The organism is Micromonospora tarensis (assembly GCF_016803395.1).
Taxonomy (GTDB): Bacteria; Actinomycetota; Actinomycetes; order Mycobacteriales; family Micromonosporaceae; genus Micromonospora; species Micromonospora tarensis.
On sequence record NZ_JAEVHL010000023.1, the window covers coordinates 15,952 to 33,945 of the forward strand.

A 17,994-nucleotide genomic window follows, 5' to 3' on the forward strand; every position below is an offset into this window, starting at 1 on the left:
GCGACAGCGAAGTGAGGCACGCGATGACCGATGCCGATCGGGAGGCGCCGGCGAGCGGGCCGAAGCCGGCCTGGTGGCTCCGCCCGTTGGTGGCGGCGCTCGGCGGACGGGAGGCCACCGAGGGACTGTGGCCGCTGCTCGGCATCACCATGTTCGCCACCATCGCCACGTCCGCCTTCTACGGCTACGCCGGCGTGTGGGCGGTGGTCGAGCTACGGGCCACCCCGGGCGAGGTGGGTTGGTTGCTCATGCTCAACGCCCTACTGTCGGTCGTCTCCGGCAACGTCGGTGGCCGGATCTCCGACCGGATCGGCCGTCGTCCCGTCCTGGTTGGCTGCCTCGGCACGCTGGCCCTGCTGATGATGGCCTGCGCCGCCGTGGGCGACCAGAAGCTCCTGGGCTTCGCGCTGGTCGCGGCGGCGAACACGGTGTCCACGCCGGCCTGGACGGCCCGCAACGCGGTGGTCGCCGACGTGGTGGGCCCGGAGCGCCGAGCCCAGGCGTTCTCGTCGCTGCGGGTCGCCAACAACCTGGCCGTGGTCATCGGCCCGGCGCTGGTGGGTCTGGTCCTGTTGGTGGCGAACTGGTCGGTGGCGTTCCTGCTTCTCGGTGCGATGGGGCTGGGTGCCGCGGTGTTCGCCCAGGCGGTCCTGCCCGGGAGCCTCGGGACGCCGAAGGCCAGGGAGGCCCGGGATCGACGACGCTTCGGCATGCTGCGGGACGTGCCGTTCACGGCACTGCTCTTCTCGACGCTGCTGTCGTTCATGGTCTATGTGGCCTACACCAACGTGCTGCCCATCGTGGTGGTGTCCACGTACGACCTCGGCCAGTCCACCTGGGGCTTCCTGTCCGCCATCAACCCGGTGCTGGTGGTGCTCTTCCAGGGCCTGCTCACCAAGCGCACCGCGCACGTGCACGACAGTTGGCGGATCGCGGTGGGCGTGCTGCTGATGGGCGTACCGTGGCTGCTGCTCCTCCTCGACCACGGCCTCGTCATGATCGTCGTCGTGATCGTGATCTTCGTGGTCGGCGAGATGCTCTGGGCGCCGGCCTCGCAGGCCGCGGCTTCCGACCGCGCGCCGGAGCATGCGCGGGGCGCCTACCTCGGCGCGTACGGCGCAACCATGACCGTCGCCTGGGCGGTCGGCCCGATGACCTCGCTCGCCCTGCTCGAACGGCAAGGGGAGGACACGATGTGGGTCTTCCTCGGCCTGACCGGCCTCGTCGCCAGCGTGGTGGGACTGATCGCCGTACGCACCGGCCGGCGGGAGTCGGAGGCGACCGTCCCTGCCAAAGCCCCGGAACCGGCCACCATGGCCGCGGACTGACCAGGAGGTATCGCTGTCATGACCCTGCTTCTCGTGGACTCGCCCGGCGGGCCGCAACCCGACGAGATCGTGCGGGCGCTGGGCCCCGCCGGGCCGGCACGGGTGCTCATGCTGCGCAGCGGTGGTGCGGCCCGCCGCGACAAGCTCGGCGCGCTCGGCCCGGTGGAGACCTTCGCCCGACCGGACCAGGCCGTCGAGGCGGGGCTCGCACTCGCCAGCCGGGTGCCGATCCGGGGCGTGGTGGCCTTCAGCGAGACGATGGCCTTCCACGCGGGACTCCTGGCGAACCTGCTGGGCCTGCCGGCGAACCCGCCGGCCGCGCTGACCGCCGCCCGCCGCAAGGACATCCAACGTGCCCGGTTGGCCGCGGCCGGTATGCCGACGCCGGGTTGGCGGCTGATCGGCGGAGAGCAGGACCTGGGCGCCTGCGCGGACCTCCGTTTCCCGGTCGTCCTCAAGCCCGCGGTCGGGGTGAGCAGCTTCTGCGTGGCGCGGGTCACCGAGCCGGCGGGGCTGGCCGGGGCGTACGCCGACGCCGGACGCCGCTACCAGGCCAACCCCTGGTCGAACGGCGCCGACCGCCTCTTCCTGGTGGAGGAGGAGATCGTGGGCTCCCGTTGGCATGCCGACGCGCGCTTCGGGCACCAGGTCAGCGTCGAGTCGATCCTGCACGAGGGGACGGTGCACCACCTCGGGGTCACCGACAAGACCCCGGTCGTCCCCCCGTTCCGCGAGGAGGGGCACCTCACGCCGAGCGCCCTCGACCCGAGTGATCTCACCCGGGTCACCACGGTGGCGGAGCAGGCCATCCGGGCTCTCGGGTTGACCACCGGCGCGGTGCACACCGAACTGATGCTCACCGCCGACGGGCCGGTGGTCCTGGAGGTCAACGGCCGCCTGGCCGGCTGCATGTACGGGCTGATGCAGTTCTCGCGGGAGTACGACATCGCGCGGGCTATCGCGCAGGTCGCCTGCGGGCAGGCGCCGGACCTGCCAGGCGCACCCCTGCGGTTCGCCGCCTTCGTCCGGCCGCAGCCGCCGACCGGCCGGCACCGGGTCGCCGCGGTCGACCAGGACGCGCTCGACGAGGCGCTGAAGCTGGCCGACTGGGGCATGCTCGACAAGCCGGTCGGCAGCGAACTCGACTCCGATGACGGTTCGATCAGCAACCTGGCCCGGTACGTGACGACGGCACCGGATTCGGCGGCGCTGTTCGAATCGATCGAGCGGGTGAACAAGGCGATTCGTGGCGCACTGACGATCGAGCCAATCACCTGAGCATTCCCGGCGTGTTTCCCTAATGCATGTCCGGTGCGTGGCCGGCGGCGCACCGCGGCTTCGAACAATGGTTCTCGGAGCTACGCCCCGAGCGGAAAATCAATTATCGGCGGCCATTGGGACACCGGACGGACGGACGGACGGACGGACAGATTCCGGCGCCCGGCACGGGCCGGACGGCCGACGTCGGATGCCCACCCCCGCAGCAAGGACGGGGGTGGGCATCCAGCTGCCGTCGCCGCTCAGACACGCACCCCGGGCAGCCGCTTCAACTGGAGCGACTGCACCAGCCCGACCACATCGTCGTCGGAGATCCGGTTGAGCAGATCCGCGGTCGCCTGCCGAATCTGCGCCACCGCGGCGCTCCGCTCCTCCGGAGACAGGTACTCGTGCAGCGCGGTGATCGGCTCGTGCCCGATCTCCCGTTCCTTGATCGCGTGACTCAGGAACGGAACCACCGCCGAGTAGAGCGAGACGGCCGGGCAGACCAGCGAGAGGCTGAGCGAGGCCGCCTCCGAGATGCCGTGGTGCAGCCAGAACAGCGGAATGTACAGCAGGTCTCCGGGTTCGACGACGAACCGGACGCCCTCCCCGTCGGGAAGCTCGTGGCCGCCCACGTCGGGCAGGTTCAACATCCGTCGGGCGATGACCTGCTGCTCGATGTTGGTGGGCGAGGCCAGCGTCCACTCCTTCACGCCACCCTGTTGCAGCACGAAATTGTCGCTGTGGTCGAAGTGCGCGCCGATCCCGCTCGACGAGTACGTCCGCACGCTGTCGAACCAGGCCCGCGGCGACGCGAACCGCCTGCTGAACTCGACCGCCCGCCGGGTCAGGTCCGGGTCGCAGGCGGACACGTTCTCGATGAACGTCACCTCGCCCGCCCGCTCCTTGATTGACGCGCCCTTGGCCTCGGCCACCCGATAGGCATTGTCAAAATCTTCGTCCGTCCACCGGCGACCGAGAAAGCCTTCGGCACCCCCACGCACGAAGAGCGGCTTCCTGCGCCAGTACTCGGCGAAGAACATCTCCGGCTCGTAGGTGCTTTCCTCGAATTCCGATACGGAGTTCACTCGACCTCCCCCGTCTAGCTGTCACGGTGCTTTCAGAGCATAGCTCGAATCGTCGTATCCGAATATGTCGAGGGCTACGGAATCTGTCGGTCAGGACACTCGACCCAGCGCGTGCAGCATGTACTTCTCGCGGTCGTACGGGCTGGCGCCCGGATGCCGTCGTACCGGTGCAGGGCCGGCGAACGGGCGGTAACCGTCGAACTCGGTCAGCAGCACCCCCTCACCGCTGGTCACCTCCGGGAGGCGTTGCGCCAGCGCGTCGACCTGGTCGGCCGGAACGACACCGCCCAGCACCACCGTCCGCGCGCCCCGGACCCGGTGCTCGTCGGGAATCGCCTGCACGGCGTTCAATGTCGCGAGCAGCGCGCCGACCGCGTCCGCCGGCGCCTCCAGGCTGAAACGGTGCACCGGTTCGTACACCCGGGTGCCGGCCCGCTTCAGTGCGTCGCCCACCACCAGTGGGGTGGCGCTGCGGAAGTCACCCGCCGCGCTGATCGGGCTGGCGTAGCCCGTACGGGTCAGGGTGACCGCGCAGTCGATCACCGACCAGCCGTACAGTCCGTAGCGCAGGGTCTGGTGCACCGTCTCCTCGATCGCCTTGTGGAACGCGAGAGGCAGGCTGCCCAGCTCCACGGCCAACTGGAACGTGGTGCCAGTGCCGGGTGCGGCCGGCTCCAGCCGCAGGCCCACGGTGGCCCAGAAGAAGTTCGGCCCGTCGAGGCCGATCTCCTCCAGCGCCTCGCCGCTGCCCACCAGCCGTTCCACGTACAGCGGTCGGGACGGGGCGAACTCCACCTCGATGCCGAACTCCTCGGCCAGGGTGGCGGCGAGCACCTCCTTCTGCACCTCTCCGTAGAGATCCACCGAGACGGTCCCGTCCAACTCGTCGCGCCGTACGTTGATCACCGGATCCTGCTCGGAGAGCTGCTGGAGGGCGGCGAACAGCACGGCGCGCTGCCCGGGGTGCCGCGCCGAGACGATGGCTTCCATGCCGGGTGGCGCGAAGAGGGGATCCGTCAGAAGCCCCTCGGCGCTGCCCAGTTGGTCACCGATCCGCGCCTCGGGCAGCCCGGAGACCTTCGCCATCGCGCCGGGCAACGCGACCCCCTCGTGCGCGTCCGCACCCCGGTCGAAGACCCGGACGGCGGACAACCGCCCGCCGAACTCGCGGATGCCCCCGCCCCGTTCGCCGCGGTAGATCCGCACCCGGTCCCGGGCACGAAGGCTGCCGGCGAAGGTACGGACGTACGCGATCTTCTCCCCCGCCCGACCCCGCTCCAACTTGAACACCGTGGCCTTCAGCGGGGCGTCCGCCCCGGCCGGCGACGGCGCGGTCATCGTGCTGAGGGCGTCGGTGAGCTGGTCGACGCCCTCGCCCGTGACGGCGGAGCCGAAGTGCACCGGATACACCAGGGCGGCCCGCACCTGCCGGCTCAACTGCCGCAGGCAGTCCCGGGCGGACAATTGGACGCCGTCGTCCAGGTAGGCGTCCAGGAACGACTCATCATGGGCCCCGAGCACCTCGGCCAACTCCTCGGTGAAGGCCGGATCCGCCGGGTCGCGGGGACGGCTGCGCGCGGCCCGGGTGCCGATCGCCTCCACCGCCGAGACCACGACGCAGTCCGGGGTCAGGTGCTCCCGGATCGAGTCCACCAGGTCCGCGTCCCGGGCACCCATCCGGTCGATCTTGTTGACGAAGATGAGCGTCGGGATCCGCATTCGCACCAGCCGGCGCATGAGGACTCGGGTACGCGCCTGCACCCCCTCCACGGCGGAGATCACCAGTACGGCGGCGTCCAGCATGCGTAGCGCGCGCTCGACCTCGGCCACGAAATCGGAGTGGCCAGGCGTGTCGACGAGGTTGACGTGGACGTCATTGACCCGGAACGACACGACAGCGGATTTGATGGTGATCCCCCGTCGGCGTTCCAGCTCGTGAGAGTCGGTCTGGGTGTCACCTCGGTCGACACTGCCGATGTGGGGAATAAGGCCGGCGTTGAAGAGCAGACGCTCGGTCAGGCTCGTCTTTCCGGCATCAACGTGAGCGACAATTCCTACGTTCACAAAGTTCATCTGGCGCGAAGACCCCTACCACCTCGGACAAGACGACGGTTTCCTGGAGATTGTCGATTTGCCCGCGCATGCCGACTCCCTTCGCGCATCAGCCAGTGATCTGCCCGACTCCAGCACCGGAAACCCTACCGCGTGCGCCGTCAGAAGGGCATCCCTGATGGACCACCATGGCGCAGGCGGGGGCTTCTCCTGAAGACCACACAGCGACCACTTCACCAAGATCAATAGAGGTGGGATGGGCCGAATCCCAGCGGCAACGGGTGGACGTCAGCGTGGCGGCGAAGCCTGCTCCAGAGGGCGTCCGTGAGCGCGGATCGTGTCCGAGGCAGCGACGCCGAGCAGGACGGCGACAGCCGCTGCGGCGACCTCGAGTGGCGGCAGGCCGACCATCACCGGCGCCATGGCCGCGAGGACGAGGATCCCGATCGGCCGTGGCCTGGACACCCGGGCGAAGGCCACGTACTCGAATACCGAGCGCCCGGCGAGGAAGAGCGCAGGCCCGCCGAGGATGGCCCCGACCCAGGCGGGTTTGGCGTCTCCGGTGGGATCTACGAGGGTGAGTTCGGAACCGGCCGAGGTGGCAAGGATGCCGGAGACCATGAGCAGGTGTGAGAACTCGGCCAACCGACCGACCCGTCCGGGGTCGGTGGATGCCGCGATGGCTTCGCCCAGGATCTGGCCGGCTCGGTAGAAGTAGATCCGCCACAGCAACACCGTGGCGAGGAACGACACGGTAAGGGCCAATGTTCGGTCAGCCACGATCGGACCGCGTAGCAGGCTCGACCCCGAGGTCAGGATCGTCTCGCCGAGCGCGACGATGACGAGCTGCCAGTAGCGTTCGGCCAGGTGCTCACCCGCGCCGGCCCACGGGGACACCTGTGCGCGACCCAGCCCCGGGACCGGCCACCCGAACCTGGCCCCCAGGTAGTCGATCGCGAGGGCCAGCGTCCACAGTGAATTGCGCGTCACCTCGGGTGCGAAGGCTCCGGTGAGCCACGGTACGGCAGACGCGCCGAACCAGACGAGCGCCAGCATGTTGACGCGGCGAAGGTTGTGGCCCCGCAGAATGAGCCCGAAGAAGAGAGTACGGCCCACCTGGATCGCGACGTAGGTGCTCGCGAAGAGCAGGCCAGTCTCGGCGAGAGCCCCCGAGATCGCGACCGCCAGGAACAGGCTCCCATACATCGTCGTGATGACCACGAACTGGATTGTCGGCTGAAACGGATCGAATCTGCTCGTCACCCATGCCGTCTGGGTCCAGATCCACCAAACCGCCAAGAACAGCAGCAGAGTCTCGCCATTCTCCGCAAGGGAAGTGGTCAGCCTCTCCGCGACGTGACCTCTGGTGTAATCCAACACCAACTCGTGCACGATCCGGGTGAGCGCGAAGACGAACACGAGGTCGAAGAACAGTTCCAGAAAGGTCGGCCGCTGCGGACTCTCACGCCTGCGCAGCAGATTGGCCACTCTATTCGTCGTCACCCGCCCGCCTGCTTCGTCGGCTTGTCGCTGAAGCAGTCGTACCACGTTGCCGCGCCGCCCACGGGAAAAGACGAACCCGAATGACCAAAGGGGGCAGCGCGTTGGGCGCTGCGCCGACGAGCGGTCCGGCGGCAGCGTTCTTACCAGGCCGCGCCGGAGCAGGGCGGTGATCCGGTCGACGCCGGCGTGCCGGACCTACCTGGTTTGGGCTGTCGACGTTGTGGTGACGATCCTCGTGCCGGGCGATGACCAGCCGGGTCTCGTAGGCTCGGACAGTGGAAAGCAGTCAAGGACGGATCATGGCGCAGATGTTGGACGCGGCGGAGAACGCCTCTCCCGTCGACGCGGTCGAGGCGGTCACCCGGGAACTCGGTGCGGCGCTGGGGGCGCGTAGCGTCACGTTCCTGATCGCGGACCTCAGCGGCCGGGCGTTGGTCCGGTTGACCCACGTGCCGCTCGCCGGGACCGGTGCGGGACGCCAGGGCGTTGACGAGGTCGCCACGATGATGCCGTTCGCCGGTGGCCCCGCCGAGCAGGCGCTACGCACCCAGATGGTGCAGGTCGTCCCGCAGCGCGACAGCTGGACGGTGTTGGCGCCGGTGACCGACCGCGGTGAGGCCATCGGCCTGCTCCAGATGGTCCTGCCGGATGAGCCGGACCCGCGGGTGCTGGAGGAGATCGCCCGTACGGCGCACGTGTTGGCGTTCGTGGTGATCGCCAACCGGCGGCACACCGATCTGTTCGAGTGGGGGCAACGGACGACCCCGTTCACCCTGTCCGGGGAGATCCAGCGCCGTCTGCTGCCCGCCTCGTTCACGTGTGAAGCCAGCGCTTTCACCCTGTCCGGCTGGCTGGAGCCCGCCGCCAGCATCGGCGGGGACACCTTCGACTACAGCCTCGCCCGCGACGTGCTGCACTTCAGCGTCACCGACGCGATGGGCCACGGGGTGGCCAGCGCGCTCACGGCGACCCTGGGCGTGGGCAGCCTGCGCAACAGCCGCCGCCGCGGGGCCGGTCTGGCGGAGCAGGCCGAAGCGGCGAATGCCGACGTGGCTGACCACGCAACCTCGTCCGGCAGCTACATCACCGCCGTCCTCGGCCGTCTCGACCTGCGTACCGGCGTGTGCGCGCTGCTCAACGCCGGGCACGTTCCGCCGATGCTGGTACGCGACGGCGAACCCCGGACGCTGCCACTACCGCCCAACTTTCCGCTGGGTATGTTCGCCGACACCGGGCACCGTGCTGGCGAGATCGCGCTGCGACCCGGCGACCGCCTGGTGGTGGTGACCGATGGCATGCGGGAGCGCAACGCCGCCAACCTCGATCTGCCGACCATGTTGCGGTTGATCACCGATCTGCATCCACGAGAGGCTGCCCGCGCGTTGGCCGACGCCGTCCTCGAGGTCAGCGGACCAACGTTGGCCGACGACGCCACCCTGTTCATCATCGACTGGCACGGCGGGCACAGCGAGGATCGGCGGACCAGAGCCGGCGCCGACCAGGAACGGGCCAGCGCCGCGCTGCCCGACTGACTACTGGCCAGGCGCGCGGTCGGTGGACGGAACATCGGCTTCAGCCGCCTGCACACTGTCATAAACCGGGATCACTCGATCCACCGACGTGACCGTCAGGACGCTGTGCACAGCAGGCCGCACCGCCGCGAGGCTCAGCCGACCGCCGACGTCGCGCATCGCCTTGAACATCACGACCAGCGCGCCCAGTCCGCTGGAGTCCATGAATCCCACCCCGGCCAGGTCCAGCACCACGTGCTGGTCACCGGCGTCGGCCAATCGTTGCAGGCTCTCGCGCAGCTGGGGAGATGTCGCCATGTCCAGCTCGCCGCGCGCCTCGAGCACGGTGCAGCCCCGGCCCGGCCGGACCGACAGCAGCAGATCCACAGCAACCTCCCCCACGCCCCGATGATCCCCGCCTACCATATTCTGCCGACGGGTGAACCGCTGTCGGCCGGCGTAGTTCGCGCCGGCGCCCTGACCGTTTCGCCTCCGTAGAACCGGGGTAGGGCTGATCACCACCGGAGCATCGCGCCTCGGGTGACGAGGTAGTCCGACGGTCGGGTACGGGCGGGGAAGGAGCTGTGCGGTGCGGGTGAGCATGACGCTGTCACTCCCGCGGGAACCGTCGTCGGTGACCCGCGCCCGCCACGTCCTCACCACCCTGCTGAGCCTCACCGATGTGGCCGAGGACTCCCGTGGTCACCTCGCTGTGCTGATCAGCGAGGCGTGCGCCAACGCGGTGCTGCACGGAGATCCCGACAGCACCGTTGACATCACCATCGTCATCGACGATGCCGTCTGCCTCCTCGAGGTCGGCAACCGTGGCAGCATCCCCAACGGCGGTGGCCTCGACGCAGAACTCCCCGCCCCGCTCACCGTCGGCGGTCGTGGGCTGCCCCTGATCGCCGCGCTCGCCGACACGGCCGTCTTCGTCGCCGGGCCACCGGACCATGTGCTGCTCCGCATCACCAAACACCTTGCCAACGCACGAGCAGCACCGATCGGATGACCGGCTGCCGCGCCACGCGCTCGCCAGCCGCCGAGTCAAGCCAGGTAGCCGGCCTTCGATGGGGCACCCCGCGGGTGGCGGCCGACATGGGAAGCGGTGCGGCGAGCAGGAGCACGGCCGGCAGGGCCGAGGTGGTTGGCGCTGGCCTCACCCGTCAGCGTGCCGCGTCCCCTGCTGCTGGTTCTGCCGGAGGGCTTCCTCGAGTTGGTCTTCGAGGATGATGATCCGGCAGGCGGCCTCCAGGGCGGTGCCCTGGTCGACCATCTCCCGGGCCCGGGCGGCCAGGCGAAGCTGGTAGCGGGAGTAGCGACGGTGCCCACCACCGGAGCGGTGCGGGTTGATCAGTTTCGCCTCGTCCAGGCGGCGCAGGAAGTCCTGCGTGGTGCCGAGCATCTCTGCGGCCTGACCGATGGTGTAGGCCGGGAAGTCCTCGTCGCCGAACATGTCATCGGGGTTCTGCCCCATACCACCTCCATGTCGAGGGCCCCGGCGCGTCAGCGCCGGGGCCCAGGGTTACGGGTCAGAACACCATTTGCCGACCGGAACGTCGGCTTGTCATGTCCGCACCAGCCGCAAAGAACGGCTTCGGGTGCGAGGATCGCGTATGCGTGACCGGAGACCACCTCTCGTTCGATGGAAACTGCGGTGTCCGCCCGGCCTGAGATGACGGCCGACGGCGGGCGATCCAACGGTGTACGGCCCTCCCTTTCCTCTGCTACTTCTTTCCCTTACTGACGTACGGTCCGCCGGTGCTGGAGCCCCACGCGACTTCCTAGCCCCTGCACGTACGGCGAACAACAGCTGGAGCCCCGAAAGAGCCTTGGCCCCACCTGCGCCCCGGCTCGCATCACGCCGGGCTCTGCTTCCACTGCCTTCCGTAGCGGGAACGATGGTTCGTGTTCCGCTCCTCGCTGCCCGTCGTGCTCTCACGGCCGGACAGCTCGTCTACGTCTTGACGGATCTTCTCTTCGCTCTCGACTCGAAGAAGAGTATGCCACACCGCAGAGGATGTCTAGTGTTCCCAGCCCAGATTTTCTGACCGCCGCAGCTCAAAACGGCTGACCTGCCGAAGCCCCTACGCGCGAGTTGACGCAACCGCTCGCCCGACCGACGCTCGGCGCGGTCGTGACGGCTCTCTCGACCGCCGGAATGCCCAGCCCGAGCGGCAGGGTGGCGATCACCACTTTCGCCGAACCCTCTCCTGACGGAAGGGTAGGTTCGGTGTCGATCATCGAGGCGATGCCGGACAGCCGGCAGGGGCGGACGAATCGGGTCCGAGGCGATGACGCCTGGCTGTCGACCAACCGGCTGCCGCCGATCTCCGAATAGCCGCGCCGTCCCGGTCCGGGGCGGGAACCGTGCGCGTCCGAGGGCGCCTGAGTGGAAATGGCTGTATGTCTTCTGTGCTGTCCGCGGTCAACCGGCCGCGTCTGTCCCGTCCGTCCTGGCTGTCGCCGCAGGTGTTCCGCACCGAGGTCCTCGCCGGCCTGGTCGTCGCGCTGGCGTTGATTCCGGAGGCGATCTCCTTCTCGATCCTGGCGGGGGTCGATCCGCGGGTCGGCCTGTTCGCCTCGTTCACCATGGCCGTCACCATCGCGATCTGCGGTGGCCGACCGGCGATGATCTCCGCCGCGACCGGCGCCATCGCCCTCGTCGTCGCGCCACTCGCCAAGGAACACGGATTGGATTACCTGATCGCGGCGGTGATCCTCGGCGGGGCGATCCAGGTCCTGCTGGCGGTGCTCGGGGTGGCGAAGCTGATGCGGTTCATCCCGCGCCGCGTCATGGTCGGCTTCGTCAACGCCCTCGCGATCCTGATCTTCGCAGCCCAGGTCCCGCATCTGCTCGGTGTGCCGTGGCTGGTCTACCCGCTCGTCGCCGCCGCCCTGGCGATCATGGTCGGGCTGCCCCGACTCACCCGCGCCGTACCGGCGCCGCTGGTCGCGATCGTGGTGTTGACCGTGGTCACGGTGGGCGCGCACCTGGCGGTGCCGACAGTCGGTGACGAAGGCGCGCTGCCGGACAGCCTGCCCACCCTCGGGCTGCCGCAGATCCCCTGGACCATGGGCACCCTCACCCTGATCGCCCCCTACGCCCTGGGGATCGCGCTGGTCGGGCTGATGGAGTCGTTGATGACCGCGAAGTTGGTCGACGACATCACCGACACCCCCTCCAGCAAGACCCGTGAGTCCTGGGGCCAGGGTGTCGCCAACATCGTCACCGGGTTCTTCGGCGGCATGGGCGGCTGCGCCATGATCGGCCAGACAATGATCAACGTGAAGGCGTCCGGCGCCCGCACCCGGCTGTCCACCTTCCTCGCCGGGGCGTTCCTGCTGATCCTGGTGGTCGCCCTCGGCGACGTGGTCGCGGTGATCCCGATGGCCGCCCTGGTCGCGGTGATGATCATCGTGGCGGTGTCGACGTTCGACTGGCACTCCGTCGCGCCGAAGACGCTCAAGCGGATGCCGTACGGCGAGACGATCGTCATGCTCGCCACCGTCGCCACCACCCTGGCCACCCACAACCTGGCCATCGGCGTTGTCGTCGGTGTGCTCACCGCCATGGTGATCTTCGCTCGGCGGTCGCGCACCTGGTCAGGGTGACCAGCGTGCTCGACCCCGACGGCGGCACCCGGATCTACTCCGTGCACGGTGAGTTGTTCTTCGCCTCCAGCAACGACCTGGTCGGCCAGTTCGACTACGCGGGTGACCCCGACACCGTGGTCATCGAGATGACCCACGCCCACGTGTGGGACGCCTCCTCGGTCGCGGCACTGTACGCCATCACCACGAAGTACGCCGCGCGGGGCAAGTCGGTGGAGATCGTCGAGTTGAACCAGCCCAGCGTCCGTATCCACGACACGCTCGCCGGGCAGCTCGGCGTCGGTCACTGATGGCCGCCACCAGCCGGGACAGCAGACCCGAGCAGCACGCCTCCGGTCCGACCACGGGCCGCCTGATGCAGATCGGCGAAGCAGCCGAGCGGGTCGGGCTGAGCATCCGCACCATTCGGCACTACGAGGAAGCCGGCCTGATCGTCCCGTCGGCCCGCAGCGAGGGCGGCTTCCGTCTCTACACCGAGCCTGACCTCGACCGCCTCGCCGTGGTCAAACGGATGAAGCCCCTCGGCTTCGCCCTCGACGAGATGCGCGGCCTGCTCGCCGTCCTCGACGCACTCGACACCGCAACCGGAGCCGAGCGGGCCGCGCTGCTCGACCGGCTCGGCATGTTCCACGCCGCCGCCACCACCCGCGTCACGGCGCTACGCGACCAGCTCGACATGGCCGAAGGCTTCGCCGACACGCTCCGCGACAAACTCGACCACCACCGCGGCCCAACCGGCTGAGGCACCGCCGATTGCCGATCAACCGAGACAGTGCGTGCCAAGGTGGTGGTCAGCCAATCACGGTCCCTTCCCCCTGGGCCAGCCACGTCGCGCCGTACGGCCTCGCGGTGGCCTCGACCTGCTCGAGGTAGGACAGTCCCTGCTCGTTCGGGACGTCACCGGGAATGCGTAGATGGTTGATCAGGTAGGTGCTCGCGCAGCCGTTAGCCGAAGGTGCTCAGATCACCGGACAGCCGAGTCGTCGGGCCGTCGAACAATTCGCCTGCATGGTGCACGACCTTCCAGATGCAGCGCGGGGAGCGGATAGGGCACCAGTCCGAGCAGTGAGCGGGAACCCTGGGACCGGGCGCGTGGCGACTCGGGCCGCCGCCCAGGCTCACGCGAGGACGACGGCCCATGAGCCGAGGCCAGACGGATCAGACGCTCGGGCACCGCCGGTCGACGAGGTCGCGGATCAGCGGCGCCACGCGCAGGATCGGTCAGACCTGGGCGGCGCGGAGGATGAGGTCCGCGACCTCCGCCGGGTGCGAGGCGAACACCGCGTGCGAGGCCCCGTCGATGCTGACCGCCTCGCCAGTGGCCCGCTCGGCCATGAAATGTTGCGCGGCTGCCGGGATGTTCTTGTCCGCCTCGCTGATCAGGAAGAAGCTCGGGGTCGTCGCCCACGCCTGCGCTCCGTCGGCCGGCTCCTCGAGAGCGGCCAGGGTGATCGGCCGCTGCGTCGCCGCCATCACCCGCGTCACCTCGGCGGGCACATCGGCCGCGAACTGATTGCGGTAGAGCTCCTGGGCGACGTACATGTCCTGGTTGCCGTCCGGCAGCGGGACCGGGCGAAGCGTCTGCGCCAGGGTGCTGCCCGGGAACTTGCCGGACAGCGTCACCGCGCTGTCCCCCGACTCCGGCGCGAAAGCGGCCACGAACACCAGCGACTTCACGTTGTCGGCGCCGGCCGCCGCCTTACTGATGACCATGCCGCCGTACGAGTGACCCACCAGGACCACCGGCCCGTCGATGCTGTCCACCAGGGCTCGCACCTGCCCCGCGTCGAACGCCACCGACCGCAGCGGGTTGGCCGCCGAGATCACCTGGTGGCCCTGTGCCCGCACCAGCTCGATCACCGGGCCCCAGCCGCCCGACTCCGCGAACGCACCGTGCACCAGGACGACAGTGGTCTTCGCGTTCTCCACCATGACAACCTCCGAATGTTCGTCTTGCTCGTCGTGCTGACCCGACCAATACTTGGCGCTGTCCCCGCCTCCAGCGCCCGTCAGATGACGGGCGCGATGACTGCCGGTGAGCGGACCTGGCGATGCCGTACCCGTCGGTTGACGACTCCGGTCCCGGGGACCTGGTCCGGGGATCGCGCCGCTACCAGGCGAGAGTCGCGGCGGACCCTCCTGGCGGCCGGGCCGGCCGGACGGGTCCGGTGCTCCCGCCCAACGGTTCGCCGGGGGTGTCGTGTTGCCGCACCCGCTGAGCTGGCAGCGCCGCACCTGCGGGGGAGCGTGCCTGACAGCGCCGTGCCGGCCGGCGGTAACGTTCCCCCCTGTTCACAGGTCTCGGAGGTATCGACGATGGCGGACACGCCGATCGTTCTCGTACCCGGCTTTTATCACGGTTCGTGGGCGTGGGCCGAGGTGGTCACGGAGCTAGCCGCGCGGGGACGAACGGGTGTCGCCGTCGACCTGGCCGCGCACGGCTTGCATGCGGTGAGCCCCGCTCAGCTGCGACGCGCCCTTGGCGATGGCGACGGAGAGGACGACTCTCACCGCAACCGGGTGGGGATCCGTGCCGCGTACCTATGTGGTGTGCGGTCACGACCGCACCATCCCGGCCCCGTTGCAGCGGCTGTTCATCGACCAGGCCGACGCCGCGTTTCCGGACAACCCCACCACCGTGGCCGAACTCGCCACGTCGCATTCGGCGTTCCTGTCGGTTCCGGGCCGGGTGGCCGAACTGATCGCCAGCCTCCGGTGAGTACGGGCGGACAGGAGTCAGCACGGCAGTGAACGACGTTTCGGCGGTGCTTCCGACGGGCGGTGCTTCCGACGGGCGGTGCCGACGAAGAGCGGTGCCGACGACTGGCGGTCGGAGACGAGGGCTCTTGCCCTGGTGGCGGTACTTCTGGAGGATCGAGCGGTGACGCTGGTGGGCCGTGCTGACGACATCGCCTCGTTGCGGGCGTACTTCGACAAGGCTGGCGTCGGCGGCGGTGCGGTCCTGCTGGTCGGCGAGGCCGGTGTGGGTAAGACCGCGGTGCTCGATGAGTTCGCCGCCGGTGAAGCGGAACGCGGTGCCACGGTACTGCGGGCCGCCGGTGTGCAGTTCGAGGCGGAAGTCGGATATTCCGCCCTGAACCAGTTGCTGTTTCCGCTCGGCAGCGAGATGGCCGAGCTGAGCACGGCGCACCGCGACGCCCTGAGCTGTGCCCTGGGCTTCGACGTCGGTCCGGTCCCGGAACGGCTGGTGATATCGAACGCGGCGTTGTTCTGGCTGCGCGCGGTGGCGGCCGAGACGCCGCTTCTGCTCGTGATCGACGACGTCCACTGGGTCGATCGGGCAAGTGCGGAAGCGCTCGGCTTCATCGCCCGCCGCCTGGTCGGAAGCCCGATCCGGTTCATCGCCGCCGGCCGACCCACCGAACGCGGTTTCTTCCAGAACGGCGGGCTCACGGAGCTGAACCTGGCGCCGCTACCCGCCGATGCGGCTCGGACGCTGGTCGAGCAGCGCTTCCCCGATCTCGCACCAGCCGTACGGCAGCGGCTGCTCACCGAGGCCGCCGGCAATCCGCTGGCCCTGCTGGAACTGCCGTCGGCGTTGCACGACGACCAGCGGGCGGACTTCACCAGTCTTCCCGCAGTCCTGCCGCTGCCGGAACGGTTGCAGGAGATCTTCGCCGACCGGGTGCGCGGCCTGCCGGAACGTTGCCGGCTGATGATGCTGCTCATCGCGCTCGGTGGGACCACCGCCACCACCCGTCTCCAGCGCGCCGCCGGTGCCGTCTGTGACCTCGACGACCTCGCGCCAGCCCAGGAGGAACGGCTTGTCCTGGTGTCCGGCGGCTGGCTGACCTTTCGGCACCCACTCATCGGCGCCGCCGTGGTCGCGGCGTCCACCGATCGGCAGCGACGGTGGGCGCACGGTGTTCTCGTCGAGGCGGTGGAATCGCCCGAACTCCAGGTGCGGCACCTCGCCGCGTCCGCCGTGGGACCGGACGCCGACATCGCCGCGAAGCTCGAGCTGAGCGCTCGTGCGTTGCTGCGACACGGCGATGCGATCGGGGCGGTTGCCGCGCTCACCCGCTCTGCCGAGCTGAGTCCCGCTGCGGTCGACCGCGGCCGGCGGCTCGCGGAGGCCGCCTACATCGGCGCGGATGCGGGTGGTGAGCTGGCCGCGGCCAGCCGGCTGCTGGACAACGCCCGTCGTACCGGGTCGTTGGACACCCACTCGCTGCCGGCCGCCGCCGCGGCCGCCCACCTTCTGGTCAACGCCGACGGTGACGTGGTGACGGCACATCGGCTGCTGGCCGGCGCGATCGAGGCCGGCGATCACGGGTTCGACGCCGACCAGCCGGTGCTCGTCGAGGCGCTGCACAACCTGATGTTGATCAGCTGGTGGGTGGGGACGGAGCAGGCCTGGCAGACCTTCCTCGGGCTGCTCGGGCGGCTCACCCCGCAGCCGCCGCCGGTGCTGCGGGTGACGGCGGCGGTGTTCGCTGATCCGGCGCGCGCCACCAGCAGAGACGTCGCCGAACTGGACGCGCTGATCGACACGATCGACCCGAACGATGAGGATCCGACGCGTCTCATCCGCATCGGCACCGCCGCCGTCTTCCCCGATCGCCTGGCCCGGCTGCGGGGCCTGGAACGGCGGCTGGTGCGCCAGGGTCGCGACGGCAGGGGCCCGGCCCGCCGCCATCTCGGCGCGCTGATGCACCTGGGCATCGACGGTTTCCAGGGTGGTCGTTGGCGTGAGGCCGGTGAGACAGCGGACGAGGGGCTGACTGTCTGCACCCGCCACGGGCTGCGCTTCTTCCACTGGTACTTCCAGTTCATCCACGCTCTGTTGGCGGCCGGCCGGGGCGAGGTGAAGGGTGCCCGACAGCTGACCGACAGCATGGCCAGTTGGGCCGCCGTCAACCAGGCCGGCGGCGTCACCCTCTTCGCGTTCCAGGCCAGAGCGCTCGCGGAGATCGGGGCCGGGGATTACCAGGCGGCCTACCAGTTCGCCTCGCGGGTGAGCCCGCCCGGGCAGCTGCTGCCGTACCGGCCGAACGTCCTCTGGTCGGCTCTCGACCTCGTCGAGGCGTGCGTACACACCGGGCGGCACGAGGAGGGCGTGGCGCACGCGCTCGCCATGCGCGCGGCCGGGCTGGCCGACATCTCGCCCCGGCTCACCATGTTGACCTCGGCAGCCCTCGCCCTGACCGCCGCTGAGCCCGAGATGTTCGAGGCGGCCCTGTCGGTGCCCGGTGCTGATCAGTGGCCGTTCGACTTCGCTCGTGTCCGGCTGGCGTACGGCGAACGGCTGCGCCGGCACCGTGACACCAGGGCGGCCCGCGAGCAGCTCACCATGGCCCACGACACCTTCGCGGCCATCGGTGCGGTGCCGTGGCGGAACCGGGCGGCGAGTGAGTTGCGGGCGACTGGGATGACCCGGCAGTCGGCTCCGGACGCCGGGTCACCACTGACGCCCCAGGAGCGGGAGATCGCCGAACTCGCCGGCACCGGGCTGACCAACAAGCAGATCGGGCAGAAGCTGTTCATCTCGCATCGGACGGTCGGTGACCACCTGTACAAGATCTTTCCGAAGCTCGGCATCACCTCGCGGGCGGCGTTGCGGGACGCGCTCGGCGCGTACGACGAACGCGCTTGACCGTGGACGGCAGTCATCTG

General features: G+C 69.6%; 13 protein-coding genes and 1 pseudogene. 8 read left to right on the top strand and 6 right to left on the bottom strand.

Features of this window, described 5'->3' with window-relative positions; genetic code table 11:
* Positions 1-23 precede the first annotated feature (23 nt).
* Positions 24-1,328, top strand: a complete 1,305-nt coding sequence (locus JM949_RS08095) for an MFS transporter (RefSeq protein ID WP_203147815.1) — start codon at positions 24-26, stop codon at positions 1,326-1,328.
* Between the two features lie 18 nt (positions 1,329-1,346).
* Positions 1,347-2,606, top strand: a complete 1,260-nt coding sequence (locus JM949_RS08100) for an ATP-grasp domain-containing protein (RefSeq protein ID WP_203147816.1) — start codon at positions 1,347-1,349, stop codon at positions 2,604-2,606.
* Positions 2,607-2,848: 242 nt separating this feature from the next.
* Here JM949_RS08100 and JM949_RS08105 read toward each other — a convergent pair whose 3' ends face one another.
* The 3 genes from JM949_RS08105 to JM949_RS08115 all read right to left on the bottom strand — a co-directional run bounded on the left by JM949_RS08105 (position 2,849) and on the right by JM949_RS08115 (position 7,216).
* Positions 2,849-3,676 carry a JmjC domain-containing protein gene (locus JM949_RS08105; RefSeq protein ID WP_203147817.1) on the bottom strand — a complete coding sequence of 276 codons (828 nt, stop codon included), beginning with the start codon at positions 3,674-3,676 and terminating at the stop codon, positions 2,849-2,851.
* A 90-nt stretch (positions 3,677-3,766) separates the two neighbouring features.
* Positions 3,767-5,749 carry an elongation factor G gene (locus tag JM949_RS08110; RefSeq protein WP_203147818.1) on the bottom strand — a complete coding sequence of 661 codons (1,983 nt, stop codon included), beginning with the start codon at positions 5,747-5,749 and terminating at the stop codon, positions 3,767-3,769.
* Between the two features lie 267 nt (positions 5,750-6,016).
* On the bottom strand, positions 6,017-7,216 hold the full coding sequence (locus JM949_RS08115; RefSeq protein ID WP_203147819.1) for a low temperature requirement protein A: 1,200 nt from the start codon (positions 7,214-7,216) through the stop codon (positions 6,017-6,019).
* A gap of 314 nt (positions 7,217-7,530) precedes the next feature.
* Between JM949_RS08115 and JM949_RS08120 the strand changes: the two genes are divergently transcribed.
* The gene (locus tag JM949_RS08120) at positions 7,531-8,763 is read left to right on the top strand and encodes a PP2C family protein-serine/threonine phosphatase (RefSeq protein ID WP_203147820.1); all 1,233 of its coding nucleotides are present in this window, start codon (positions 7,531-7,533) and stop codon (positions 8,761-8,763) included.
* On the opposite strand, the gene JM949_RS08125 is transcribed toward JM949_RS08120, so the two are convergent.
* Complete coding sequence (locus tag JM949_RS08125) at positions 8,764-9,129, bottom strand: STAS domain-containing protein (RefSeq protein WP_203147821.1); 366 nt, start codon at positions 9,127-9,129, stop codon at positions 8,764-8,766.
* A 202-nt stretch (positions 9,130-9,331) separates the two neighbouring features.
* On the opposite strand from JM949_RS08125, the gene JM949_RS08130 reads away from it, so the two are divergent.
* Positions 9,332-9,754, top strand: coding sequence for an ATP-binding protein (locus JM949_RS08130; protein WP_203147822.1), 423 nt, complete (start codon positions 9,332-9,334; stop codon positions 9,752-9,754).
* A 147-nt stretch (positions 9,755-9,901) separates the two neighbouring features.
* Here JM949_RS08130 and JM949_RS08135 read toward each other — a convergent pair whose 3' ends face one another.
* Positions 9,902-10,219 carry a helix-turn-helix domain-containing protein gene (locus tag JM949_RS08135; RefSeq protein ID WP_203147823.1) on the bottom strand — a complete coding sequence of 106 codons (318 nt, stop codon included), beginning with the start codon at positions 10,217-10,219 and terminating at the stop codon, positions 9,902-9,904.
* A gap of 929 nt (positions 10,220-11,148) precedes the next feature.
* Between JM949_RS08135 and JM949_RS08140 the strand changes: the two are divergent.
* Positions 11,149-12,647, top strand: a pseudogene (locus JM949_RS08140) (SulP family inorganic anion transporter).
* On the top strand, positions 12,647-13,099 hold the full coding sequence (locus JM949_RS08145) for a MerR family transcriptional regulator (protein WP_203147824.1): 453 nt from the start codon (positions 12,647-12,649) through the stop codon (positions 13,097-13,099). Before JM949_RS08140 ends, JM949_RS08145 begins: the two are co-directional and overlap by 1 nt.
* A 479-nt stretch (positions 13,100-13,578) precedes the next feature.
* Here JM949_RS08145 and JM949_RS08150 read toward each other — a convergent pair whose 3' ends face one another.
* On the bottom strand, positions 13,579-14,289 hold the full coding sequence (locus JM949_RS08150) for an alpha/beta fold hydrolase (RefSeq protein WP_203147825.1): 711 nt from the start codon (positions 14,287-14,289) through the stop codon (positions 13,579-13,581).
* A 553-nt stretch (positions 14,290-14,842) separates the two neighbouring features.
* On the opposite strand from JM949_RS08150, the gene JM949_RS08155 reads away from it, so the two are divergent.
* Both JM949_RS08155 and JM949_RS08160 read left to right on the top strand, forming a co-directional pair.
* Positions 14,843-15,076 (top strand): alpha/beta fold hydrolase, encoded by a 234-nt coding sequence (locus tag JM949_RS08155; RefSeq protein ID WP_407664714.1) that lies wholly within the window; start codon positions 14,843-14,845, stop codon positions 15,074-15,076.
* Positions 15,077-15,238: 162 nt separating this feature from the next.
* Entirely contained in the window at positions 15,239-17,974 is a 2,736-nt protein-coding gene (locus JM949_RS08160; RefSeq protein ID WP_203147827.1) for a helix-turn-helix transcriptional regulator, read from the top strand.
* Positions 17,975-17,994 lie beyond the last annotated feature (20 nt).